Source organism: Citrobacter sp. JUb117, from assembly GCF_024809055.1.
GTDB classification, from domain to species: domain Bacteria; phylum Pseudomonadota; class Gammaproteobacteria; order Enterobacterales; family Enterobacteriaceae; genus Citrobacter; species Citrobacter gillenii.
On the sequence record NZ_JANUFB010000002.1, the window covers coordinates 193,744 to 217,812 of the forward strand.

At 55.1% G+C, this 24,069-nt stretch carries 15 protein-coding genes; 9 read left to right on the forward strand and 6 right to left on the reverse strand.

The window, feature by feature from the left end; all coding sequences use genetic code 11:
- Position 1: 1 nt before the first annotated feature.
- Positions 2 to 1,141, reverse strand: a complete 1,140-nt coding sequence (locus tag M2374_RS04850) for a polysaccharide export protein (protein WP_096756579.1) — start codon at positions 1,139 to 1,141, stop codon at positions 2 to 4.
- 655 nt (positions 1,142 to 1,796) lie between these two features.
- On the opposite strand from M2374_RS04850, the gene M2374_RS04855 reads away from it, so the two are divergent.
- A complete protein-coding gene (locus M2374_RS04855; protein ID WP_115259923.1) occupies positions 1,797 to 3,383 on the forward strand; it encodes a TerC family protein in 1,587 nt (528 codons plus the stop codon).
- Positions 3,384 to 3,431: 48 nt separating this feature from the next.
- Here the strand turns inward: M2374_RS04855 and asmA are convergent, their stop codons facing one another.
- From asmA to udk, 3 genes are all read right to left on the reverse strand, one after another.
- Positions 3,432 to 5,285 carry an outer membrane assembly protein AsmA gene (gene asmA, locus M2374_RS04860; RefSeq protein WP_181632113.1) on the reverse strand — a complete coding sequence of 618 codons (1,854 nt, stop codon included), beginning with the start codon at positions 5,283 to 5,285 and terminating at the stop codon, positions 3,432 to 3,434.
- 26 nt (positions 5,286 to 5,311) lie between these two features.
- Positions 5,312 to 5,893 (reverse strand): dCTP deaminase, encoded by a 582-nt coding sequence (gene dcd / locus M2374_RS04865; RefSeq protein ID WP_096756576.1) that lies wholly within the window; start codon positions 5,891 to 5,893, stop codon positions 5,312 to 5,314.
- Between the two features lie 91 nt (positions 5,894 to 5,984).
- Positions 5,985 to 6,626, reverse strand: a complete 642-nt coding sequence (gene udk, locus M2374_RS04870) for a uridine kinase (protein ID WP_005128328.1) — start codon at positions 6,624 to 6,626, stop codon at positions 5,985 to 5,987.
- A 315-nt stretch (positions 6,627 to 6,941) separates the two neighbouring features.
- Between udk and M2374_RS04875 the strand changes: the two genes are divergently transcribed.
- The gene (locus M2374_RS04875) at positions 6,942 to 10,271 is read left to right on the forward strand and encodes a diguanylate cyclase (protein WP_181688970.1); all 3,330 of its coding nucleotides are present in this window, start codon (positions 6,942 to 6,944) and stop codon (positions 10,269 to 10,271) included.
- On the opposite strand, the gene alkA is transcribed toward M2374_RS04875, so the two are convergent.
- A complete protein-coding gene (gene alkA / locus M2374_RS04880; protein ID WP_181688969.1) occupies positions 10,239 to 11,108 on the reverse strand; it encodes a DNA-3-methyladenine glycosylase 2 in 870 nt (289 codons plus the stop codon). The two genes, M2374_RS04875 and alkA, sit on opposite strands and share 33 nt — an antisense overlap.
- A 136-nt stretch (positions 11,109 to 11,244) precedes the next feature.
- Between alkA and yegD the strand changes: the two genes are divergently transcribed.
- Positions 11,245 to 12,597, forward strand: a complete 1,353-nt coding sequence (gene yegD / locus M2374_RS04885; RefSeq protein WP_137362236.1) for a molecular chaperone — start codon at positions 11,245 to 11,247, stop codon at positions 12,595 to 12,597.
- Positions 12,598 to 12,695: 98 nt separating this feature from the next.
- Here yegD and M2374_RS04890 read toward each other — a convergent pair whose 3' ends face one another.
- Positions 12,696 to 12,755 (reverse strand): type I toxin-antitoxin system Ibs family toxin, encoded by a 60-nt coding sequence (locus tag M2374_RS04890; RefSeq protein WP_101741518.1) that lies wholly within the window; start codon positions 12,753 to 12,755, stop codon positions 12,696 to 12,698.
- A gap of 278 nt (positions 12,756 to 13,033) precedes the next feature.
- Here M2374_RS04890 and M2374_RS04895 point away from each other — a divergent pair, with 278 nt between their 5' ends.
- The 6 genes from M2374_RS04895 to baeR are packed head-to-tail and all read left to right on the forward strand — an operon-like array spanning position 13,034 to position 24,015.
- Positions 13,034 to 14,281 carry an MdtA/MuxA family multidrug efflux RND transporter periplasmic adaptor subunit gene (locus tag M2374_RS04895; RefSeq protein ID WP_135911799.1) on the forward strand — a complete coding sequence of 416 codons (1,248 nt, stop codon included), beginning with the start codon at positions 13,034 to 13,036 and terminating at the stop codon, positions 14,279 to 14,281.
- Positions 14,281 to 17,403, forward strand: a complete 3,123-nt coding sequence (locus tag M2374_RS04900) for an MdtB/MuxB family multidrug efflux RND transporter permease subunit (protein ID WP_181688968.1) — start codon at positions 14,281 to 14,283, stop codon at positions 17,401 to 17,403. The genes M2374_RS04895 and M2374_RS04900 overlap by 1 nt, the downstream gene beginning before the upstream one ends.
- A complete protein-coding gene (mdtC, locus tag M2374_RS04905; RefSeq protein ID WP_117343265.1) occupies positions 17,404 to 20,484 on the forward strand; it encodes a multidrug efflux RND transporter permease subunit MdtC in 3,081 nt (1,026 codons plus the stop codon).
- Positions 20,481 to 21,893: an MFS transporter gene (locus M2374_RS04910; RefSeq protein WP_137362240.1), complete on the forward strand. Its 1,413-nt coding sequence runs from the start codon at positions 20,481 to 20,483 to the stop codon at positions 21,891 to 21,893. Before mdtC ends, M2374_RS04910 begins: the two co-directional genes overlap by 4 nt.
- Positions 21,893 to 23,296: a two-component system sensor histidine kinase BaeS gene (gene baeS / locus M2374_RS04915; RefSeq protein WP_181688967.1), complete on the forward strand. Its 1,404-nt coding sequence runs from the start codon at positions 21,893 to 21,895 to the stop codon at positions 23,294 to 23,296. Before M2374_RS04910 ends, baeS begins: the two co-directional genes overlap by 1 nt.
- Positions 23,293 to 24,015, forward strand: coding sequence for a two-component system response regulator BaeR (baeR, locus tag M2374_RS04920; RefSeq protein ID WP_115258084.1), 723 nt, complete (start codon positions 23,293 to 23,295; stop codon positions 24,013 to 24,015). The genes baeS and baeR overlap by 4 nt, the downstream gene beginning before the upstream one ends.
- The last annotated feature ends 54 nt before the right edge of the window (positions 24,016 to 24,069 follow it).

Here is a 24,069-nt window from a genome sequence, read left to right on the forward strand (position 1 = left end):
ATTACCAGTTGTGAAGGTCGCTGGCCGTATCCGTCATATAACGAACACCGCTAATGGTCGGCAGCAACTGATTGATCAAACGGTTCCAGCGGGCGACCGGTGCGGTAGTGACATACACCACGTCGTAAGGCTGAAGGCGGAATTCCGTCGCCATCACCAGAGAGGTGGCATCGGACATATCGAGCTGATAAATATTGGCAATCTTGCCGTTGCGTGCGCCCTCGCCTTTCAATGGTCGAATGACGAAGATGCCGCTGGCATTGGAGGTGGTCAGGTCGATCCCTTCCGCATTGCCCAACGCTTCGGTTAGCGTCATACCGCTGAAGTCCATTTTGAGGGTGCTCTGTTTCTTCACTTCCCCCATTACGAAGACTTTCAGATCGTCGTTGCGTGGAACAAACAGGATGTCGCCTGGGTAAAGCAGTCGGTTCTGGCTGAGATCGCCATTTTGCATCAGTGCCTGCAGGGAAATTCGCTGCTCCTGACCGTTATGGGTCAGCACGACGTTACGCCAGTCCGCCGCCTCAGTCAGGCCGCCAGCGGCATTAATGGCGTCGAGAATGGTTAACGGTACGTTGGTAATGGCCTGCTGGCCGGATTTGTTCACCTGCCCGGAGACATAAGCCTTCTGCGAGCGGAAAGCGGCGATATTAACGTCCACCTGCGGGTCAGCAATGTACTTCGCTAAGCGCCCGGTAATATCACTGCGGATTTCTGCCAACGTTTTCCCGGACACGTTGACTTTGCCAATGTAGGGATAAAACATGGTGCCATCGGGCTGAACCCAGTTGCCGGCATCGCTGGAGCTGCGGTATTGCCCCGCTGGCGTGGTCAGTTCCGGATGGTCCCAGACGGTCACATTCAGGACGTCGCCCGGGCCAACGCGATACTGGTACCCGGAAATCTCCTGGTCCAGCGAAGTATTGGGTTGGGCGACGTTTGGACGTGGGCGTAATTGTTCTACCAGTCGGGGCGTCAGTGGATAAACATTCACCATACGGTCGAGATCGAAATCAGCGTCCTGCTGCTTAATCACGTCTTTACCCATCGTCGACATATTGCTGCCCGGTAGTACGGTACAACCGTTTATCAAGATCACCGACACCAGGACGGGTATCAATTTAATTTTGGATTTCATCATTGATTATTTATCACTTTGGCAGAGTCATTATCACGTGCTTTCTAAATGGCAGTTTCACCTGTTCACATTTACCTTGCCGTTAATTGAAAAGAAATTTAACTGGCATCAATCCTAAAAATATTGAATTCATCTTCGGTCTGTTGACTGAATAAATCAGGCTGTTCATCAGGCGGCCAGGCACGCTACCGCCCCTGGCTTTGTTAGCTACCAATGCACTGATTAATTTAAATTTTTACCTTCCCCTTTATTTTCGCCATACCCTTCTCCGCGTCACATCAGAAAATGCAGCACGGAGCAAGGAAGAAATAGGCTTCTTGTTATATACGGAAAGAATTGTTGCAGCTAAAGGAATAGCAGGCAAGATAACAACGCCGCTACCTCTTGCTTTTAAGATTAATATTAAGAATGAAATTTGAATATTTTTAGGATTTTATTGATATTGACAGCACTAATATAAAAAACAGACCATCTGCGATATTTCCTAAATATATGACGTGTTAAAAAATTATTTCCTGCAGAAACATTAAGACTATTTCTCAACTGACTGCCGGATATCAATAACAGAGAAATCCGTTCCCGGCATTGCATTTTTCGCTGGCTTTATCCATGATCGAATTGTGACAATTGTCATACAACTATGGGTATCATTTTTACTATGGAATGGATTGCCGATCCGTCAATCTGGGCCGGACTCGTCACGCTAATCGTGATCGAACTTGTTCTTGGCATTGATAATCTTGTTTTTATTGCCATCCTCGCGGAGAAATTACCTCCAGCCCAGCGGGACAAGGCGCGTATTACCGGGCTCCTGCTGGCGATGGTGATGCGTCTGCTGCTGCTGGCCTCAATCTCCTGGCTGGTCACGCTGACCACCCCGCTGTTTAGCATTCGGGATCTGAGCTTTAGCGCACGGGACCTGATCATGCTCTTCGGGGGCTTCTTCCTGCTGTTCAAAGCCACGATGGAGCTCAATGAGCGGCTGGAGGGGAAAGACAGCGATAACCCCACCCAGCGTAAAGGCGCGAAGTTTTGGGGCGTGGTCGCACAAATCGTGGTGCTGGATGCCATCTTCTCGCTCGACTCGGTGATCACCGCCGTCGGGATGGTCGATCATCTGGCCGTGATGATGGCCGCCGTCATTATTGCCATTAGCCTGATGGTGCTGGCCAGCAAGTCATTGACCCGCTTTGTCAACAGCCACCCTACCATCGTTATTCTGTGTCTTAGCTTCCTGCTGATGATCGGCTTCAGCCTGGTCGCCGAAGGGTTTGGTTTCCGCATTCCAAAAGGCTACCTGTACGCGGCTATCGGCTTCTCGGTCATGATTGAGGCATTAAATCAGCTGGCCATCTTCAACCGCCGCCGTTTTCTGTCAGCCAATCATACCCTGCGCCAGCGTACCGCTGAGGCGGTGATGCGTCTGCTGAGTGGACAAAAAGAAGATGCCGAACTGGATGCTGAAACAGCAGCCATGCTGGCCGATCATCATGAAGGTCAGATTTTTGCCCCGCAGGAGCGCCGGATGATTGAACGTGTGCTGAATCTGAATCAGCGCACCGTCAGCAGCATTATGACCTCGCGCCATGATATTGAGCATATCGACCTTAACGCACCCGAAGCGGAGATCCGCGCCCTGCTGGAGAAAAACCAGCACACGCGTCTGGTGGTCACCGGAGAAGATGAGCAGGAAGAACTGCTCGGAGTGGTACACGTCATCGACCTGCTGCAACAGTCGCTGCGCGGCGAACCGCTCGATCTACGCGCCTTGATCCGCCAGCCGCTGGTATTCCCGGAGACCCTGCCGCTACTGCCGGCGCTGGAGCAGTTCCGTAATGCCCGCACCCACTTTGCGTTTGTGGCGGATGAGTTTGGTTCCGTAGAGGGACTTGTGACGCTGAGCGACGTGATGGAAACCATCGCCGGAAACCTGCCGAATGAAGTGGAAGAGATCGACGCCCGCCACGACATTCAGAAAAATGCTGACGGTTCATGGACGGCTAACGGGCATATGCCGCTGGAAGATCTGGTGCAATACGTCCCGATTCCCCTTGATGAGAAACGGGAATATCACACCATTGCCGGGCTGTTGATGGAATATTTGCAGCGTATACCGAAAACCGGGGAAGAAGTGCAGGTGGGCGACTATCGACTGAAAACGTTGCAGGTGGAAAACCACCGGGTGCAAAAGGTCCAGTTAATACCGCTGCACACTAATGACGAAGAGATGGATTACGAAGTGTAGGTGACGTGCCGGATGAGACGCTCTCGCGCCGTCATCCGGCATTATCCGTCAGAGTTTATCCAGCAGTTTTTTCACATCTTTGCCGCTACGGGACTCTTTGTTGCGATCGGCCCAGTCGTTCAGCCGACGTTTCGCTTCATCCTGTACATGCTTACGCAGCAGCTGGTCCACCTGCAGGTTATAGTTCAACGCCTGCCATGGCCCATAAATACGCAGCGGAACCGGCGTGGCTTTCAGGAAGTCAATCAGCTTGCTTTCCCCATCCCAGCCGCCCAACACACGCACGTTAAACTGCGTGTCACACGTCTGCTCAACCAGATCCAGCGTCCCTTTACCGGAAAGCGCTAACATGGAAGACAGCCCTTCCATCTCATCCAACGACACCTTGCCGTTATCCAGCGACAGCTCGGTGACAAAACGATCCAGTCGGGTCACGTTGTCCAGACTCTGCTGAGACTTCACGTCGCCGCCGCTGCGCTCAACGGCCTGCTGTACCAGCTGCTGGAAGTTCATCCCTTCCATGCGTGTGTCGCTCATATCAACATGGGCCTGCCCTTGCCAGCTGTGACGGAACGCCTGCGCGTCAATATCAGAACCGGAAAAATCGCCCGCCAGCGACAGCTTGCCGGTAAGCGCAATCGGATAGTTAAAGGCTTTCAGGATGGTACCGATTTCGACGTTTTCCAGACGCGGATGAAAGACTGCGTGCGGCTGCGCCTTTCTGGCATCCAGCTTGCCGGGCAGCGAAATCAACCCACCCTCACTCGTCCCCTGCAATTCAGTGATACTCAGCAAGCCTGACTGATTCGCCATTTTGGCTGAAACGTTATCAAAGGCCATTTTACGCCACAGAACTTTGTCTGCCTGTAGCGCAATATCTGCGGAAAAACCCCTGAGCCCCTGATACGACACGGCATCGACCTGGGACGCAATCACCGGTCGCACGAGCGTTGACTGGCTTTGCCCCTGTTGCACCTCGCCGCTCGTTGCCGCCGCGGCGTCACGTTGCACCAGCAAGTTATCCAGATTGAGCAGACCAAAGCGCAGATCGACGCTCCAGTCCGGTTTATCAGACAGCGACACACGGGCTTGCCCGGACAGCGTGCTGTCGTTGGCCGTCAACGCAATCTGGTTAAACGCGAGCTGTTTATTCTCTTCCTGCCACTGAACCTGCAGCTTACCCTGCCCCTGAATCCCCTGCTGCGGCAGATCGGCGCCCTGTAACTGCCAACTGAGCTTCTCGATATTGGCCGCCAGGTTATGCGGGTAGTCAGAAGCATCAACGCTACCGTTAAAGGCTAAGGCCAGATCGCGCTGATCGCGGTTTACGCGACCAGAGAAGTCAAAGGTACCGCGATGCTGGGTGTCCTGTTCCATTTCCAGGTGAATGTCACGAACCGTAATCTGTTCATCGTCTTCATGCTGGAACACCAGCACGCTGTCGGCAACGCGCAGACGCGCGATATCAAACGACCATCCACGGTCTTCGGCGACATCGGGCAACGTATTGTCTTTCGGGGCAATGGGCGCATCTTCGCCACGCACCGCTTCGGTCTGCGGCGTCAGCTGAATAACAGCACCTTTGAGCATCACCTGCTTCACACTGAGCTGGTGGCTCAACAGCGGCCATAACGCGACGTCCAGACGCATATTGTCGGCACGAACCAGCGGTTCGCTGGCCCCTTCAGCCGTTAACACCATGCGTCCAGAGAGGATGCTAAGCTGGGGCCAAACGTGCCAACGCAGTGGGCCGTCCAGTTGCAATTGATATCCGCTACGTGCAGCAACCTGCTTCACCATATACGCGCGAAAATCATTGGGATTCACCAACATTACTAACGCAGAAAAACCGGCCACCAGCACGACCAGGAGAATCATCAGCGTCGTCAGAAATCGTCTCATGCTATCCCCAAAGGACTGAAAATAAATCAGTCTTTATCAATCCGGCTGGCTACTGCACCCTGCTGGTCGCGATACTTCGCATCCTGGCGGCGATTGTAGGGACGCGCAGCCGGACCGGAGAGCGGTTCAAAACTCAGCGCACCAATCGGCATGCCCGGACGCAAGGCCAGCGGTAATTTCCCGGAGTTATAAAATTCCAGCACAATGCACCCTGACCAGCCCGGATCGATACGGTGCGCGGTCACGTGAACCATCAGGCCCAGACGCGCCAGCGACGAACGGCCGTCTAACCAGCCAACCAAATCTGCCGGAAGCGTGACGGATTCAAAGGTTACGGCCAACGCTAACTCGCCGGGATGCAGGAAAAATGCTTCGCCTTCGGCAAGGACAATTTCATCACTCATCACGCGATCCAGCGCGGCGCTAACTTCATCCTTCGGCCCGCTCAAATCGATATACGCTGCCGTATGACCGCGGAACGTACGAAATTTATTGCCAAGACGCACATCTACTGTTGCGCCATTAATACGCTCGACAGGAGGACGTGGATTGATCGACAGACGACCTGCATCCAACCAGGCTTCAATATCTCGGTCACATAAACGCATGGCACTTTCTCCTTTCGTGCTTCACCCCCTTAACGCCAGGTGCGTTAAGGGTGAACCAGGTTATTACTGAACGGTACACAATTCGCTGAACTTATTCAAAGAACTGACTGATTTTCGCCTTCAGAATATCGATGGCAATGCGGTTTTTACCCCCGCGCGGCACGATGATATCGGCGTATTGTTTTGAGGGTTCAATAAATTGCAGGAACATTGGACGCACAGTTTTCTGGTATTGCGCCATCACCGAATCCATCGAGCGGCCGCGCTCGTTGACGTCCCGCTTGATACGGCGCATCAGACAAATGTCGAGCGGGGTATCTACAAAAATAGAAAAATTCATCTCGTCACGCAAACGTGCATCCGTCAGCAGCAAAATGCCTTCGAGGATAATCACTTTTTTGGGTTCAATATGAATAGTCTCTTGCGTACGCGTGTGTTCAACATAGCTGTAGACAGGTAATTCAATCGCCGAGCCGCGTTTCAGCGTTTGCAGATGCTGGAACAGCAGGCTGTGATCCATCGCGTTCGGATGGTCGTAGTTCGTTTTTACACGTTCTTCCATCGACAGATGGCTTTGATCTTTGTAATAACTGTCTTCGGGAATAACGCCAATATGTTCGTCACCCACTTGTTCACGCAATTCGCGATAGAGAGTACTGGCAATAAGACTCTTGCCGGAAGCCGATGCGCCGGCAATGCCGATAATGACGCACTGATGAGACTGATCAGTCATAAATTTAGCGACCTGATTAACCTGGATGTTAGGAAGGGGGCGTCGAAACGCCAAACGCGGCAATTATAGGGATTTCAGCGGCGCGACGCCAGCCCAGGCTGCACCAATGCAGTCCCTGTCGCAAATTAAAATGGTCAGTTTTAAAGCAGGCACAAAATTTATTCACCCACCTTAGGAATTAATAGCTTGAGAGTGTTATTTTATGAGCAGCTGGCGTATAAATTGTAAAATGTTTGTACTAGCATAATCACAGATTAAACATGATGCTTCCGGCATCTTCGCCACGGCGACATCGGCTATTCGGGTAAAGCGGTAATGAGTAAACCATCCCAACATGTTTTAGTTACCTTACCGCATCCTCTACTGCGCCTGGCCAGTTTAGGTCTGGTGGCATTCATCTTTACGTTGTTCTCGCTGGAGCTGTCCCGTTACGGCACGCAGCTAGCGCCGCTGTGGTTCCCGACCTCAATTATGATGGTGGCTTTTTACCGTCATGCAGGAAAGATGTGGCCGGGGATCGCGCTGGCATGCTCCCTGGGCAGCATCGGTGCCTCTTTGTTGTTCTTCCCGACCGACACGCTGAATTTCACCTACACTGCCATCAATATTATTGAGGCCGTTGCGGGCGCCATGTTATTGCGCAGGCTGTTGCCCTGGTACAATCCCTTACAAAATCTTAACGACTGGGCGCGTCTGGCATTCGGTAGTGCCGTGGTCCCGCCGCTGCTGGGCGGTTTTTTGATGTGGCTGCTGCTTCCAGGTGAAACGTCGTTAAATACGTTTCTAATGTGGGTGCTTTCAGAATCCATCGGCGCGCTCGCGCTGGTACCGTTAGGTTTGCTGTTTAAGCCGCACTATCTGCTGCGTCACCGCGATCCCCGTTTATTGCTGGAAACGCTCATCACCCTACTGGTAACTTTAGCGTTCAGTTGGCTGTCGATGATGTATCTTCCATGGCCGTTTACCTGCGTGATCGTTTTGCTGATGTGGAGTGCCGTGCGTCTGCCGCGCATGGAAGCGTTTCTGATTTTCCTCAGCACCGTAATGATGGTCTCGCTAATGCTGGCCGCCGACCCTTCACTGCTCTCCACCTCGAAAACGTTTGTCATGTCCAGCATGCCGTGGCTGCCGTTTTTGATGATTCTGTTACCGGCAAACATGATGACCATGGTCATGTACGCGTTTCGTGCCGAACGTAAACACATTTCAGAGAGCGAAACGCGTTTTCGCAACGCCATGGAATACTCCGCTATCGGCATGGCGCTGGTGGGCACCGAGGGGCAATGGCTACAGGCCAATAAAGCCTTGTGTCATTTTCTGGGTTACAGCCAAGAAGAGCTGCGCTCGCTGACCTTCCAGCAGTTAACCTGGCCGGAAGATCTGAATAACGACCTTGAGCAGCTGCAAATGCTGTCGCGCGGTGAAATCAATAGTTATTCAATGGAAAAACGCTATTACACCCGTGCAGGCGAGGTGGTCTGGGCACTGCTGGCCGTTTCACTGGTTCGTCATAGCGATAACACCCCACTCTACTTTATTGCCCAGGTTGAGGACATTAACGACCTGAAACACACGGAGTGGATCAATAAGCGGTTAATGGAACGTATTACGCTGGCGAATGAAGCAGGCGGCATTGGCATCTGGGAATGGGAATTGCAGCCTGACGTAATCAGCTGGGATAAGCGCATGTTCGATCTTTATGAGGTCCCTGCGCACATCAAACCCAGTTGGCAAGTCTGGTATGACTGCGTGGTCCCTGAAGATCGCGAACATGCCGAAAGCGTGATTCGCGATTCGCTGGCGGCACGTGTTCCTTTCAAACTTGAATTCCGCATTGCGGTCAAAGACGGCATTCGGCATATCCGCTCGTTGGCTAACCGGGTGCTGAATAAAGACGGCGAAGTGGAACGTTTGCTCGGTATCAATCTCGACATGACCGAAGTGAAGCAACTCCACGAGGCGCTGTATCAGGAAAAAGAGCGTTTGCATATTACGCTGGATTCCATCGGTGAAGCGGTGATTTGTATCGACGTCGACCTGAACGTCACCTTTATGAATCCGGTGGCCGAGAAAATGAGCGGCTGGTCGCAAGAGAGCGCGTTAGGGATCCCGTTGCTCACGGTGCTGCGTATTACTTTCGGTGATAACGGCCCGCTAATGGAAAATATCTACAGCGCCGACATGTCGCGCACGGCTATTGAGCAAGAAGTGGTCCTGCATTGTCGTAACGGCACCAGTTACGATATTCAGTACAGTATCACGCCGCTCAGCACCCTCGACGGCGGTAGCATTGGCTCCGTGTTGGTGATTCAGGATGTCACCGAATCACGCAAGATGTTGCGTCAACTCAGTTACAGCGCATCGCATGATGACCTCACGCATCTGGCCAACCGGGTCAGCTTTGAAAACCATCTGAAACAATTGCTGCATACGGTACACAACTCCCATCAGCGTCACGCGCTGGTCTTCATCGATCTGGATCGTTTTAAAGCCGTCAACGATAGCGCCGGTCATGCGGCGGGAGATGCCTTGCTGCGCGAGCTGTCTTCTCTGATGCTGAGCATGCTGCGCACCAGCGATGTGCTGGCGCGTCTTGGCGGCGATGAGTTCGGCTTGCTGCTGCCAGATTGTAATATCGAAAGTGCCCGGTTTATCGCGGGTCGCGTCATTAGCGCCATCAATGATTACCACTTTACATGGGAAGGCCGCTTACACCGTATTGGCGCCAGTGCCGGGATCACGCTAATTGATGACAAAAATCGTATCGCCACCGAGGTGATGTCGCAGGCAGATATTGCCTGCTACGCGGCCAAAAATAGCGGACGTGGGCGGGTATGCGTCTATGAACCCCAGCAGAGCCAGATGCATGCGACGCGAGGGATACTGTCACCCGATGAACAACGCAACATCATTACCCATAACCCAATATTGATGATCGCCCACGGCGTCGCGTCTCCACGGGTTCCTGAGACCTTTAGCTTCTGGCTGTTGTCGCTGCGCTTATGGAACAGCGAAGGCGACGTCATTGAGGAGCAGGCTTTCCGCGCCGGTCTGGTCGATCCTGCACTCAATCATGCCCTCGACCGTCGGGTCTTTACTGAATTTTTCCAGCATTCTGCCTCCGCTGTTGCCGGTAAAGGGCTTAGCGTTGCCCTGCCCCTTTCCGCCGCCGGGTTGCTCAATCCCGTGCTGGTTGATGAACTGCTGGCATTGATGGAAAACAGTCCGCTTCCGCCTCGTTTATTGCATCTGAGCGTACCGGTAGACGTGATGAAAACGCATCCAGCGCAGGCCATGCCCGCCATGCAACGATTACGCCAGGCGGGTTGTCGCATCATTTTAAGCCAGGTCGGTCGCGATTTAGAGGTCTTTGACAATCTCAAGTATCACGTCGCTGATTACCTGTTACTTGACAGCGAACTGAGCGCCAGCGCGCACGGCAATCTGACGGACGAAATGTGGGTTTCCATTATTCAGAGCCACGCACAACGTCTGGATATCAAAACTATCGCTGGACCGGTAAACATGCCGCTGATTATGGATGCCCTGTCTGGCATCGGTATTGATATGATTTTTGGCGATATTATTGCCGACGCCCAACCGCTGGAGTTGCTACTCAACACCAGCAATTTCGCCATCAACTGATGGTTGCCAGCCTTCCGTATACCAGATATGCAGTAGCGCGTAGGAACGCCAGGGCTTCCAGCGCTCTGCGTAGCGCCGGATTTGCGCCGGCGTCATGCCTGGAAAACGCTGTTTAATCAAGTAATCATCGGGAAGAAAAATGTCCTTCGCCTGCCACCCGCGCAGCGCGAAGTAATTGGCCGTCCAGCGTCCAATGCCTGGAAACGTTTGTAACTGCTTCACCCCCTGCTCGATATCAGGCGGGGCAACAGGCTTAAGCGTGCCATCCAGCGCCGCCCGGGCAAGGTGAATCAGCGCTTCCGCACGTTTAAGCGGCATGCCCAGCGCTTTCAGCTCCAGCGGTTGTGCGGCGGCCAGCGCCTCAGGGGTAGGAAAGCACACGTACTCTGGTGCGTCGGCAAGCCTATCGCCATACAGATGTACCACCTTCGCCGTCAGTTTTGCCGCCATCGCCACGCTGACCAACTGACCTAAAATCGCGCGAACGCCCTGTTCGAACGCATCAACCGATCCCGGTAGACGCAATCCAGGGCGTGCGGCCCCCAGACGCCCCAACGCGCTGACAATGTGCTGCGGACAGCAGTTCAGATCGAACAACTGCGCCATTTTGGCCAGACACTCGCGGGCAACGGGCTGAAGTCCCGGGCTTAACATTACCTGCAGCACGTTGGCCTCCAGATCCGGGACAACGCTCACCACCCCACGATGCTGGCCAATCGCCAGGCTCCTTGCATACGTCAATGTGCCTACAGTTTCTACGCCATCCACGGCACGGTCAGCGAGAAACCCCAGCATCCAGGGCCAGTCATAGGGCGATTGCCAGTTCAGTGTATACATGTCCGCGTCCTTTTTTTACCAGCCTACAGCATAAATGCTATTCCGCCGATGCGCCTTGCTTTCATATTCCAGTTGTCGGGACGACAACATTTCGCTAAAGTCTCGCCCCTTCTTGACTGCCCTGGGGAGCTTTACGGTGTTTATTGGTTTTGACTATGGTACGGCGAACTGTTCAGTGGCCGTCATGCGTGACGGGCAGCCGCAATTGCTCAAAATGGAAAATGACAGCACGCTACTGCCCTCCATGCTGTGCGCCCCGACGCGTGAAGCGGTCAGCGAGTGGCTGTATCGCCATCATGATGTCCCGGCAACGGATGACGAAACGCAGGCATTACTGCGTCGTGCGGTGCGCTTTAATCGCGAAGAAGACATCGATGTGAACGCCAATAGCGTGCAGTTTGGTCTGGCATCACTGGGCCAATATATTGATGACCCGGAAGAAGTCTACTTCGTTAAATCACCAAAATCGTTTTTAGGTGCCAGCGGCCTGAAACCGCAGCAGGTTGCGCTATTTGAAGACTTAGTCTGCGCGATGATGCTGCACATCCGCAACCAGGCACAAAACCAGCTACCCGAAGCGATCACCCAGGCCGTTATCGGTCGTCCGATCAACTTCCAGGGGTTAGGCGGCGACGACGCCAACGCCCAGGCACAAGGTATTCTTGAGCGTGCGGCCAAACGCGCCGGTTTCCAGGATGTGGTGTTTCAGTACGAGCCGGTCGCGGCGGGACTGGATTATGAAGCCACGCTGCAAGACGAGAAACGCGTGCTGGTGGTGGACATCGGCGGTGGTACCACCGACTGCTCGTTGCTGCTAATGGGCCCGCAGTGGCATCAGCGCGCCGATCGCGAGACCAGCCTGTTAGGTCACAGTGGCTGTCGCGTAGGCGGTAACGATCTGGACATCGCGCTGGCCTTTAAACACCTGATGCCATTGCTCGGCATGGGAGGCGAAACCGAAAAAGGCATCGCCTTACCTATTCTGCCGTGGTGGAACGCCGTCGCCATTAACGATGTTCCGGCCCAAAGTGATTTTTACAGTACCGCCAACGGACGCTTGTTAAACGATCTGATCCGCGACGCGAAAGAAGCCGATAAAGTCGCTCTGCTGCTCAAAGTCTGGCGCGAGCGTCTGAGCTACCGGCTGGTACGCAGCGCTGAAGAAAGCAAAATTACGCTTTCCACACAGGCAAACGTCACGGCGGCGCTGCCATTTATCAGTGATGAACTGGCAACGGCAATCAGCCAACAGGGGCTGGAGACGGCGCTCAATCAGCCACTGGCGCGCATTCTGGAGCAGGTGCAGCTGGCGCTGGATAATGCCCAGGAAAAACCGGATGTTATTTATTTGACCGGTGGCAGTGCACGCTCACCGCTTATCAAAAAAGCCCTCTCCGAACAGCTGCCGGGGATCCCTATCGCCGGTGGCGATGATTTCGGCTCGGTGACTGCCGGTCTGGCACGCTGGGCAGAAGTGGTTTTCCGCTAAGCGGCTCGCAGGCTGAAAAGTGTGCGTATTGACATCATCGTGACTGTGGCTTATGGTCAGGAGTGAGGGTTAGGGAGGGTTTCCCCTCTCCTGGTGTCTTAGTAAGCCGCGAAGCTAATCACTAAGAGTATCACCAGTATGATGACGTACTTCATCATAACCCTTTCCTTATTTTGGCCCCTTCCTCGGGAGGGGCTTTCCCGTTCCAGCGTCCGGCTGAAATCTCTGGCTTTCCTCCTTTTGCCTTGTCCGCACTCTAGCGCACTCTTCCGCATTGGCGATTTTCACCGCCCATTGTTGCGTAACGCCTCGCAAAGCCGCACCGCCATTCAGACGAATCCCGACAGTGTTTCATAATTCCTCCATCTTTCGCCCTTGATCGCTGGCTAAACTAGTATCATTACGCGAAACGTTTCAGGATGAGAAACTTATAACAATGAAAGGCAGTAACAAATCCCGCTGGGTGATAGCAATCGTGACCGTCGTGGCGGCCATCGCCGCATTTTGGTTCTGGCACAGTCGCAGTGAATCTCAGGGGAATGCCCCCGGTGCAACCGGGCAAGCACAGCACGCCGCAGGCTCAGGGCGTCGCGGAATGCGTTCTGGTCCGCTAGCCCCCGTGCAGGTTGCCACCGCCACTGAACAAGCCGTTCCGCGCTACCTGACGGGACTGGGCACCGTGACGGCCGCGAATACCGCAACGGTTCGCAGTCGGGTAGACGGTCAGCTCATCGCGTTACACTTTCAGGAAGGACAGCAGGTCAAAGCCGGCGACCTGCTGGCTGAAATAGACCCCAGCCAGTTCAAAGTCGCCCTTGCCCAGGCGCAGGGACAGTTAGCCAAAGATACCGCTACGCTGGCAAATGCCCGTCGCGACCTGGCCCGCTATCAGCAACTGGTGAAAACCAATCTGGTCTCCCGTCAGGAACTGGATGCTCAGCAGGCATTGGTGAACGAAACGCAAGGGACGATCAAAGCCGATGAAGCCAGCGTCGCCAGCGCCCAGTTGCAGCTCGACTGGAGTCGCATCACCGCCCCTGTCGATGGCCGTGTCGGCCTGAAACTGGTCGACGTGGGTAACCAAATCTCCAGCGGTGATACCACCGGGATTGTCGTCATTACGCAAACCCATCCCATCGACCTGATCTTCACCTTGCCAGAAAACGATATTGCGACCGTGCTACGGGCGCAAAAAACGGGCAACCCGCTGAAGGTCGAAGCCTGGGATCGCACCAATTCGCAGAAACTCAGTGAAGGCGTACTGCTGAGCCTCGACAACCAGATTGATGCCACCACCGGCACCATCAAAGCGAAGGCTCGCTTCAACAATCAGGATGACACGCTGTTTCCGAACCAGTTCGTTAACGCCCGCATGCTGGTCGCCACCGAGCAAAACGCCATCGTGATCCCCACTGCCGCCTTACAAATGGGAAATGAAGGTCACTTTGTCTGGGTGCTGAATACAGAGAATAAAGTCAGTAAACATCTGGTCAAACCGGGCATTCAGGACAGTCAAAAAGTGGTGATTACCGCCGGGCTGTCGGCGGGCGATCGCGTCGTCACCGACGGTATTGACCGCCTGACGGAAGGGGCAAAAGTTGACGTTGTAGAGGCGCATAGCGCCACAGCCACAAACGATAAAGCCACCGCACGCGAGTACGGCAAAAAAGGAGCACGCTCCTGATGCAGGCGTTACCTCCGGACAACACCGGCGGCCCATCCCGCCTGTTTATTCTGCGCCCTGTTGCCACCACGCTGCTGATGGTGGCGATTTTACTCGCCGGGATTATAGGCTATCGCTTCCTGCCCATCGCAGCGTTGCCAGAAGTGGATTACCCGACCATTCAGGTGGTGACACTCTACCCTGGCGCCAGCCCGGATGTGATGACCTCCGCCGTGACGGCTCCGCTTGAGCGCCAGTTTGGGCAGATGTCGGGTCTAAAACAGATGTCCTCACAAAGCTCCGGTGGTGCATCCGTGGTGACATTGCAGTTTCAGCTCACGTTACCGCTGGACGTCGCCGAACAGGAAGTCCAGGCCGCGATTAATGCCGCCACCAATTTATTACCGAGCGATCTGCCCAACCCACCGGTGTACAGCAAAGTGAACCCGGCGGATCCGCCGATCATGACGCTGGCGGTGACCTCTACCGCCATGCCCATGACGCAGGTGGAAGATATGGTCGAAACCCGCGTGGCACAGAAAATCTCTCAAGTCTCCGGCGTGGGCCTGGTTACACTGTCTGGCGGACAACGTCCCGCCGTGCGCGTAAAACTTAACGCACAGGCCATTGCCGCGTTAGGGCTGACCAGCGAAACCGTCCGCACCGCCATCACCGGCGCCAACGTCAATTCAGCCAAAGGTAGCCTGGATGGCCCGACGCGCGCCGTCACCCTGTCCGCCAACGACCAGATGCAGTCTGCCGATGAGTATCGTCAGTTAATCATTGCCTATAAAAACGGTGCGCCAGTGCGCCTCGGCGATGTCGCAACCGTCGAGCAAGGTGCGGAAAACAGCTGGCTGGGCGCGTGGGCCAATAAGCAACAAGCTATCGTGATGAACGTTCAGCGCCAGCCTGGTGCGAACATTATCTCCACCGCGGACAGCATTCGCCAGATGCTGCCTGCGCTAACAGAAAGCCTGCCAAAATCGGTCAATGTCACGGTGCTTTCGGATCGTACAACCAACATTCGTGCTTCCGTTTCCGACACCCAGTTTGAACTGATGCTGGCGATTGCGCTGGTGGTGATGATCATTTACCTGTTCCTGCGCAATATACCGGCCACGATTATTCCCGCGGTCGCCGTACCGCTATCGCTGATAGGTACCTTTGCGGTAATGGTATTCCTCGATTTCTCGATCAATAACCTGACGCTGATGGCGCTGACCATCGCCACGGGGTTTGTGGTCGATGACGCGATTGTGGTTATCGAGAATATTTCGCGCTATATCGAAAAAGGGGAAAAACCGCTGACCGCCGCCCTTAAAGGCGCAGGCGAGATTGGTTTTACTATCATCTCATTGACGTTTTCCCTGATCGCGGTGCTGATCCCACTGCTGTTTATGGGCGATATCGTCGGGCGATTATTCCGCGAGTTCGCCGTCACGCTGGCGGTGGCGATTTTGATTTCCGCCGTCGTATCACTGACGCTCACGCCAATGATGTGCGCCCGCATGCTCAGCCAGGCGTCATTGCGCAAGCAAAACCGCTTCTCCCGTGCCTCGGAAAAAATGTTCGAGCGCGTCATTGCCGGGTACGGTCACTGGCTGGCAAAAGTGCTTAACCACCCATGGCTGACGCTTGGCGTCGCGCTCGGCACGCTGGCATTAAGCGTGATGCTGTGGATCTTTATCCCGAAGGGCTTCTTCCCGATCCAGGATAACGGCATTATTCAGGGCACGTTGCAGGCACCGCAGTCCAGCTCATTTGCCAGCATGGCTCAACGCCAGCGTCAGGTCTCTGATGTGATCCTTAAAGACCCGGCAGTAGAAAGCCTGACCGCGTTCGTCGGCGTTGATGGCACCAACCCGGCGCTGAACAGCGCGCGCCTGCAAATTAACCTTAAGCCGCTGAATGAACGCGATGACCGCGTGCAAAAGGTCATCGCTCGCCTGCAGGATGCAGTGGATAACGTGCCCGGCGTCGATCTCTATCTTCAGCCTACCCAGGATCTGACCATTGATACGCAGGTGAGCCGCACCCAGTATCAGTTTACGCTGCAGGCCACCTCGCTGGACGCTCTCAGCACCTGGGTGCCGCAGTTACTGGAAAAACTGCAGCAGTTGCCGCAGTTGTCTGACGTCAGCAGTGACTGGCAGGACCAGGGACTGGTGGCGTATGTAAATGTTAATCGCGACAGCGCCAGCCGTTTAGGCATCAGCATGGCAGATGTCGATAACGCGCTGTATAACGCTTTCGGACAGCGGCTGATTTCAACCATCTACACCCAGGCAAACCAATATCGGGTGGTGTTGGAACATGATACCGCCAGTACGCCGGGGCTTTCCGCGTTGGACTCCCTTCGCCTGACCAGCAGCGACGGCGGGATCGTCCCGCTTAGCACCATCGCCAGCATTGAGCAGCGTTTTGCCCCGCTGTCGATAAACCATCTCGATCAGTTCCCGGTCACCACCATCTCGTTCAACGTGCCAGATGACCACTCGCTGGGCGATGCGGTAGAGGCAATACTGCAGGCGGAAAAAACGCTGGACCTGCCGTCAAGTATTACCACCCAGTTCCAGGGCAGTACGCTGGCCTTCCAGGCCGCGCTCGGCAACACAATCTGGCTGATTGTAGCGGCGGTCGTCGCAATGTATATCGTGCTCGGCGTGCTGTATGAGAGCTTTATTCACCCAATCACCATTCTCTCCACGCTGCCGACGGCGGGCGTCGGGGCACTGCTGGCATTGATGATTGCCGGTAGTGAACTGGACGTTATTGCGATCATCGGTATTATTTTGCTGATCGGTATCGTCAAGAAAAACGCCATCATGATGATTGACTTTGCCCTTGCCGCTGAACGCGAACAGGGGATGGCACCGCACGACGCCATATTCCAGGCGTGCCTGCTGCGTTTTCGCCCGATCCTGATGACCACGCTGGCGGCTCTGCTGGGAGCATTGCCGCTGATGTTAAGTACCGGCGTGGGCGCTGAGTTACGCCGCCCATTAGGTATTGGTATGGTCGGTGGACTGCTGGTCAGTCAGGTATTAACCCTGTTTACCACCCCGGTGATTTACCTGCTGTTTGACCGACTGTCGCTGTACGTGAAAAACCGCTTCCCGCGTCAGGAAGAGGACGCGTAAATGAAATTTTTTGCTCTCTTCATCCATCGTCCGGTAGCGACCATTCTCCTTTCCGTCGCCATTACCCTGTGCGGCATTCTGGGCTTTCGCCTGTTACCGGTCGCGCCGCTGCCGCAGGTAGATTTCCCGGTGATCATGGTCAGCGCCTCGCTGCCGGGAGCATCACCTGAAACCATGGCGTCATCCGTCGCAACGCCGCTGGAACGATCGCTTGGGCGTATCGCGGGCGTGAATGAAATGACGTCAAGCAGTTCGCTTGGCAGCACGCGCATTATTCTTGAGTTTACGTTTGATCGCGACATCAACGGCGCGGCGCGGGACGTTCAGGCGGCCATTAACGCCGCCCAAAGCCTGCTGCCCAGCGGAATGCCCAGTCGGCCAACGTACCGAAAGGCGAATCCATCCGATGCGCCTGTCATGATCCTGACGCTAACCTCGGATACTTATTCTCAGGGCGAATTGTATGATTTCGCCTCGACACAGCTGGCGCAAACCATCGCGCAAATTGACGGCGTTGGCGACGTCGACGTCGGCGGCAGCTCCCTGCCCGCCGTGCGCGTTGGCCTGAACCCGCAGGCGCTGTTTAACCAGGGTGTCTCACTGGATGACGTGCGTAGTGCGATCAATAGCGCCAACGTGCGTCAACCACAGGGCGCGCTGGAAGATGAAACCCGCCGCTGGCAGGTGCAAACCAACGATGAGCTCAAAACTGCGGCAGAATATCAACCGTTGATTATTCACTATAACAACGGTGCGGCCGTACGTCTGGGTGACGTTGCCTCTATCACTGACTCGGTGCAGGATGTGCGTAACGCCGGGATGACCAATGCCAAACCGGCCATTCTGTTGATGATCCGCAAACTCCCGGAAGCCAACATCATCCAGACGGTGGACAGCATCCGGGCCAAATTGCCAGAGTTACAAACGCTGATCCCGGCCGCCATTGATTTGCAAATTGCCCAGGATCGTTCGCCGACCATTCGTGCGTCGCTGGAAGAAGTGGAACAGACGCTGATTATCTCCGTGGCGCTGGTTATCCTGGTGGTGTTTGTTTTCCTGCGCTCCGGGCGCGCGACGCTGATCCCCGCCGTAGCAGTGCCCGTCTCGCTGATTGGCACGTTTGCCGCCATGTATTTGTGTGGATTCAGTCTGAACAACCTGTCGCTAATGGCGCTGACCATTGCCACCGGGTTTGTGGTCGATGACGCCATCGTGGTGCTGGAAAATATATCCCGGCACCTGGAAGCGGGAATGAAGCCGCTCCAGGCGGCATTACAAGGCACGCGCGAAGTCGGATTTACAGTGCTTTCCATGAGCCTGTCGCTGGTGGCGGTGTTCCTGCCGCTGCTGTTAATGGGCGGTCTGCCGGGACGATTACTGCGGGAATTTGCCGTGACCCTGTCGGTTGCCATCGGGATTTCACTGCTGGTCTCGCTGACGCTCACACCAATGATGTGCGGATGGATGCTCAAATCCAGCGCCCCACGAGAACAGTCTCGTAAGCGAGGATTTGGCCGGGTGCTGGTTGCCTTGCAACAAAGTTACGCCACCTCGCTGCAGTGGGTGTTACGCCATACCCGAATGGTGGGCGTGGTATTACTGGCAACCATTGCGCTCAACGTCTGGCTGTATATTTCTATCCCCAAAACCTTTTTCCCGGAGCAGGACACCGGCGTTCTGATGGGGGGGATCCAGGCCGACCAAAGCATTTCTTTTCAGGCCATGCGCGGAAAGTTGCAGGATTTTATGAAGATCATCCGTGACGATCCAGCTGTGGACAACGTCACCGGTTTTACCGGCGGCTCCCGTGTTAACAGCGGCATGATGTTTATTACCCTGAAGCCGCGCGCAGAGCGCCAACAAACCGCTCAGCAGGTGATTGACAGGCTGCGCGTGAAGTTGGCCAAAGAGCCGGGGGCGAACCTGTTTCTGATGGCGGTACAGGATATTCGCGTCGGGGGACGGCAAGCCAACGCCAGCTACCAGTACACGCTGCTGTCGGACGATCTTGCCGCATTACGGGAATGGGAACCGAAAATCCGTAAAGCGTTAGCCACCCTGCCCCAACTGGCTGACGTCAACTCCGATCAGCAGGACAACGGTGCAGAGATGAGTCTGACCTACGATCGTGACACCATGTCACGTCTGGGGATCGACGTCGAAGCCGCCAACAGCCTGCTGAATAACGCCTTTGGTCAGCGGCAAATATCGACCATCTACCAGCCGATGAACCAGTACAAAGTGGTGATGGAGGTCGACCCGCGCTACACCCAGGACATCAGCGCGCTGGATAAAATGTTTGTCATTAATAGCGATGGCAAAGCCATCCCGTTGTCGTACTTTGCTAAATGGCAACCGGCGAACGCCCCGCTGTCGGTGAACCATCAGGGGCTGTCTGCCGCCTCAACCGTGTCGTTTAACCTGCCGACCGGCGCATCACTTTCTGAGGCCACAGAAGCCATTAACCGGACCATGACCCAGCTTGGCGTCCCGTCAACGGTGCGCGGCAGTTTTGCCGGTACGGCGCAGGTTTTTCAGGATACGATGAACTCGCAGGTGATCCTGATTATCGCCGCCATCGCCACGGTCTACATCGTGCTGGGTATGCTGTATGAAAGCTACGTTCATCCGCTAACTATCCTCTCAACGCTGCCTTCTGCCGGGGTGGGTGCGCTACTGGCACTGGAACTGTTCAATGCCCCGTTCAGCCTAATCGCCCTGATAGGGATCATGTTATTAATTGGCATTGTGAAGAAAAACGCCATCATGATGGTCGACTTTGCGCTTGAGGCGCAGAGAAACGGCAAACTGACGCCGGAAGAAGCCATTTTCCAGGCCTGCCTGCTGCGTTTTCGTCCCATCATGATGACCACGCTGGCTGCTCTCTTTGGCGCGCTGCCGCTGGTGCTATCGGCTGGCGACGGTTCGGAACTGCGCCAGCCGTTGGGGATAACTATCGTCGGCGGGCTGGTAGTGAGCCAACTGCTGACGCTGTACACCACCCCGGTGGTGTATCTCTTTTTCGACCGTCTGCGGATGCGTTTTTCGCGTAAAAACAGCAACCCGGTAGCAGACTTATGACAGAACTTCCCGACAGCACCCGCTGGCAGCTTTGGATTGTGGCGTTCGGCTTTTTTATGCAATCGCTGGATACCACCATCGTCAATACCGCGCTGCCTGCAATGGCCAAAAGCCTCGGCGAAAGCCCGTTGCATATGCATATGGTCATTGTGTCGTATGTCTTAACTGTGGCGGTGATGCTGCCCGCCAGCGGCTGGCTGGCAGACAAGATCGGCGTACGTAATATTTTCTTCACCGCCATCATCCTGTTCACGCTGGGATCGCTGTTTTGCGCCGGGTCCAGCACGCTCAATGAGCTGGTAATGGCCCGCGTGTTACAAGGCGTCGGCGGTGCGATGATGGTGCCGGTCGGCAGGCTGACGGTGATGAAGATTGTCCCGCGCACACAGTATATGGCGGCAATGACCTTCGTCACCTTACCGGGGCAAATTGGCCCGTTGCTCGGCCCGGCATTAGGCGGCATTCTGGTGGAGTATGCGTCCTGGCACTGGATTTTCCTGATTAACATTCCCGTCGGCATTATTGGGGCAATAGCCACCTTAATGCTGATGCCTAACTACACGTTGCAAACCCGGCGCTTCGATCTTTCGGGATTTATGCTGCTGGCCGTTGGCATGGCGGCACTGACACTGGCGCTGGATGGCAGCAAAGGCAGCGGGATCTCGGACATTACGCTGGCGGCGCTGGTTATCTGCGGCGTGCTGGCAATCCTTCTGTATATCAGACACGCCAGCAACAACTCGCGCGCACTGTTCAGTCTGCATCTGTTTCGCACCCCCACTTTCTCATTAGGCCTGCTTGGCAGTTTTGTCGGGCGCATTGGTAGCGGAATGTTACCGTTTATGACGCCGGTGTTTTTGCAGATTGGGCTGGGCTTTTCGCCGTTTCATGCCGGGCTGATGATGATCCCGATGGTACTGGGCAGCATGGGCATGAAGCGTATTGTGGTTCAGGTCGTCAACCGGTTTGGTTATCGTCGGGTGCTGGTTGCCACCACGCTGGGCCTGTCGCTGGTCTGCCTGTTGCTGATGACGACCGCCCTGCTCGGCTGGTATTACGTGCTGCCCTTCGTGCTGTTTTTACAAGGCATGGTCAACTCCACCCGTTTTTCATCGATGAACACCCTGACCTTAAAAGACTTACCTGACGATCTCGCCAGCAGCGGTAACAGCCTGCTGTCGATGATCATGCAGCTGTCGATGAGTATCGGGGTAACCATCGCTGGCCTGCTGTTGGGCATGTTTGGTCAACAGCATATCGCTCTCGACAGCGGCAGCACCCATACCGTCTTTATGTATACCTGGCTGTGCATTGCCCTGATTATCGCGCTGCCAGCGATGATTTTTGCCCGCGTGCCAAACGATACGCAAACCAACGCGGTGATTTCACGGCGTAAAAGGAGCAACTGATGAAGTTATGGCGACCCGGAATAACCGGCAAACTGTTTCTGGCGATTTTTGCCACCTGCATTGTGCTACTCATTAGCATGCACTGGGCCGTACGGGTAAGCTTCGAACGCGGATTTATTGACTACATCAAACACGGCAATGAACAGCGGCTACAAATGCTGAGCGACGCGCTGGGCGAACAATATCAGCAACATGGCAACTGGCGGTTTCTGCGCAATAACGATCGTTTTGTTTTTCAGATCCTGCGTTCTTTTGAACACGACAACAACGATGACAAGCCAGGCCCCGGTATGCCGCCGCACGGCTGGCGTACCCAGTTTTGGGTCATCGACCAAAACGCCCGCGTGCTGGTCGGCCCACGTGGTCCGGTTCCCGGCGACGGCACACGCCGCCCAATCACGGTTAACGGGATCGAAGTGGGTGCCGTCATCGCGTCGCCCGTAGAACGCTTAACGCGTAATACAGATATTAATTTCGATAAACAGCAGCGCCGTACCAGTTGGCTGATCGTCGCGCTCTCCACTATCCTGGCGGCGCTGGCTACGTTTACACTGGCGCGTAGTCTGCTGGCCCCCGTCAAGCGTCTGGTGGACGGCACGCACAGGCTGGCCGCGGGGGATTTCACCACCCGCGTTGCCCCCACCAGCACCGATGAACTGGGCAAACTGGCGCAGGATTTCAACCAGTTGGCCAGTACGCTGGAAAAGAACCAGCAGATGCGCCGTGATTTTATGGCCGATATTTCTCACGAACTGCGCACGCCGCTGGCGGTGTTGCGCGGCGAGCTGGAAGCGATTCAGGATGGCGTTCGCCAGTTCACTCCAGATTCGGTGGCCTCTTTACAGGCCGAAGTGGGCACGCTGACCAAACTGGTGGACGATCTCCATCAGCTCTCAATGTCAGATGAAGGCGCCCTGGCCTACCAAAAAACCTCCCTGGATCTGATCCCGTTACTGGAAGTCGCAAGCGGCGCGTTTCGCGAGCGTTTTGCCAGCCGCGGACTGACAATACAACTCTCGCTGCCGGACAGCATGACGGTGTTTGGCGACCGGGATCGTCTGATGCAACTGTTCAATAACCTGCTGGAAAACAGCCTACGTTATACCGACAGCGGCGGCGGGCTGCGTATTTCCGCCGAACAGCGCGAGCGCCAGGTCTTACTGACCTTCGCCGATTCAGCCCCGGGCGTAAACGATGCACAGCTGCAAAAACTGTTTGAGCGATTTTATCGCACCGAAGGTTCGCGTAACCGCGCCAGCGGAGGCTCCGGTCTGGGTCTGGCGATTTGCGTCAATATTGTTGAGGCGCACAATGGGCATATCCGCGCCGCCCATTCGCCTTTTGGCGGGGTAAGCATTACAGTAGAGTTACCGCTGGAACGCGATTTACAGAGAGATGTATGACAGAGTTACCCATTGATGAAAACACGCCGCGTATTCTGATCGTGGAAGATGAACCCAAGCTGGGACAATTGCTTATCGACTACCTGCGTGCCGCGAGCTATGCCCCGACGCTCATCAACCACGGTGACCAGGTTTTACCGTACGTGCGCCAGACGCCACCCGATCTGATTTTGCTGGATCTGATGCTGCCAGGCACTGACGGCCTCACCCTGTGTCGGGAAATTCGACGTTTCTCTGAAGTGCCGATCATGATGGTCACCGCCAAAATCGAAGAAATTGACCGTCTGTTGGGACTGGAGATCGGTGCCGATGACTACATCTGTAAGCCCTACAGCCCGCGTGAAGTTGTCGCCCGCGTGAAGACAATACTGCGCCGCTGTAAACCCCAGCGCGAACTGCAGCAACTGGATGCTGCCAGCCCGCTGATCGTTGATGAAGGCCGTTTTCAGGCGTCATGGCGCGGGAAGATGCTCGACTTAACCCCGGCGGAGTTCCGCCTACTGAAAACGTTGTCGCATGAGCCGGGAAAAGTCTTCTCCCGCGAGCAGTTGCTTAACCATCTCTATGATGACTACCGGGTCGTGACCGATCGCACCATCGACAGCCATATCAAGAACCTGCGGCGCAAGCTGGAGTCGCTGGACGCCGAACAGTCGTTTATCCGCGCAGTGTACGGCGTCGGGTATCGTTGGGAAGCGGATGCCTGTCGGATAGCGTAATTAAAAAAATCTCACGCTTCGCAGTTATAGGCTACAGTGTAGGAAATTTACACC

Excerpts from the sequence above, each read along its gene's own strand:
- M2374_RS04850 (WP_096756579.1), bottom strand. The coding sequence starts at position 1,141 with ATGATGAAATCCAAAATTAAATTGATACCCGTCCTGGTGTCGGTGATC.
- M2374_RS04855 (WP_115259923.1), top strand. The coding sequence starts at position 1,797 with ATGGAATGGATTGCCGATCCGTCAATCTGGGCCGGACTCGTCACGCTA.
- asmA (WP_181632113.1), bottom strand. The coding sequence starts at position 5,285 with ATGAGACGATTTCTGACGACGCTGATGATTCTCCTGGTCGTGCTGGTG.
- dcd (WP_096756576.1), bottom strand. The coding sequence starts at position 5,893 with ATGCGTTTATGTGACCGAGATATTGAAGCCTGGTTGGATGCAGGTCGT.
- udk (WP_005128328.1), bottom strand. The coding sequence starts at position 6,626 with ATGACTGATCAGTCTCATCAGTGCGTCATTATCGGCATTGCCGGCGCA.
- M2374_RS04875 (WP_181688970.1), top strand. The coding sequence starts at position 6,942 with ATGAGTAAACCATCCCAACATGTTTTAGTTACCTTACCGCATCCTCTA.
- alkA (WP_181688969.1), bottom strand. The coding sequence starts at position 11,108 with ATGTATACACTGAACTGGCAATCGCCCTATGACTGGCCCTGGATGCTG.
- M2374_RS04895 (WP_135911799.1), top strand. The coding sequence starts at position 13,034 with ATGAAAGGCAGTAACAAATCCCGCTGGGTGATAGCAATCGTGACCGTC.
- M2374_RS04900 (WP_181688968.1), top strand. The coding sequence starts at position 14,281 with ATGCAGGCGTTACCTCCGGACAACACCGGCGGCCCATCCCGCCTGTTT.
- mdtC (WP_117343265.1), top strand. The coding sequence starts at position 17,404 with ATGAAATTTTTTGCTCTCTTCATCCATCGTCCGGTAGCGACCATTCTC.
- M2374_RS04910 (WP_137362240.1), top strand. The coding sequence starts at position 20,481 with ATGACAGAACTTCCCGACAGCACCCGCTGGCAGCTTTGGATTGTGGCG.
- baeS (WP_181688967.1), top strand. The coding sequence starts at position 21,893 with ATGAAGTTATGGCGACCCGGAATAACCGGCAAACTGTTTCTGGCGATT.
- baeR (WP_115258084.1), top strand. The coding sequence starts at position 23,293 with ATGACAGAGTTACCCATTGATGAAAACACGCCGCGTATTCTGATCGTG.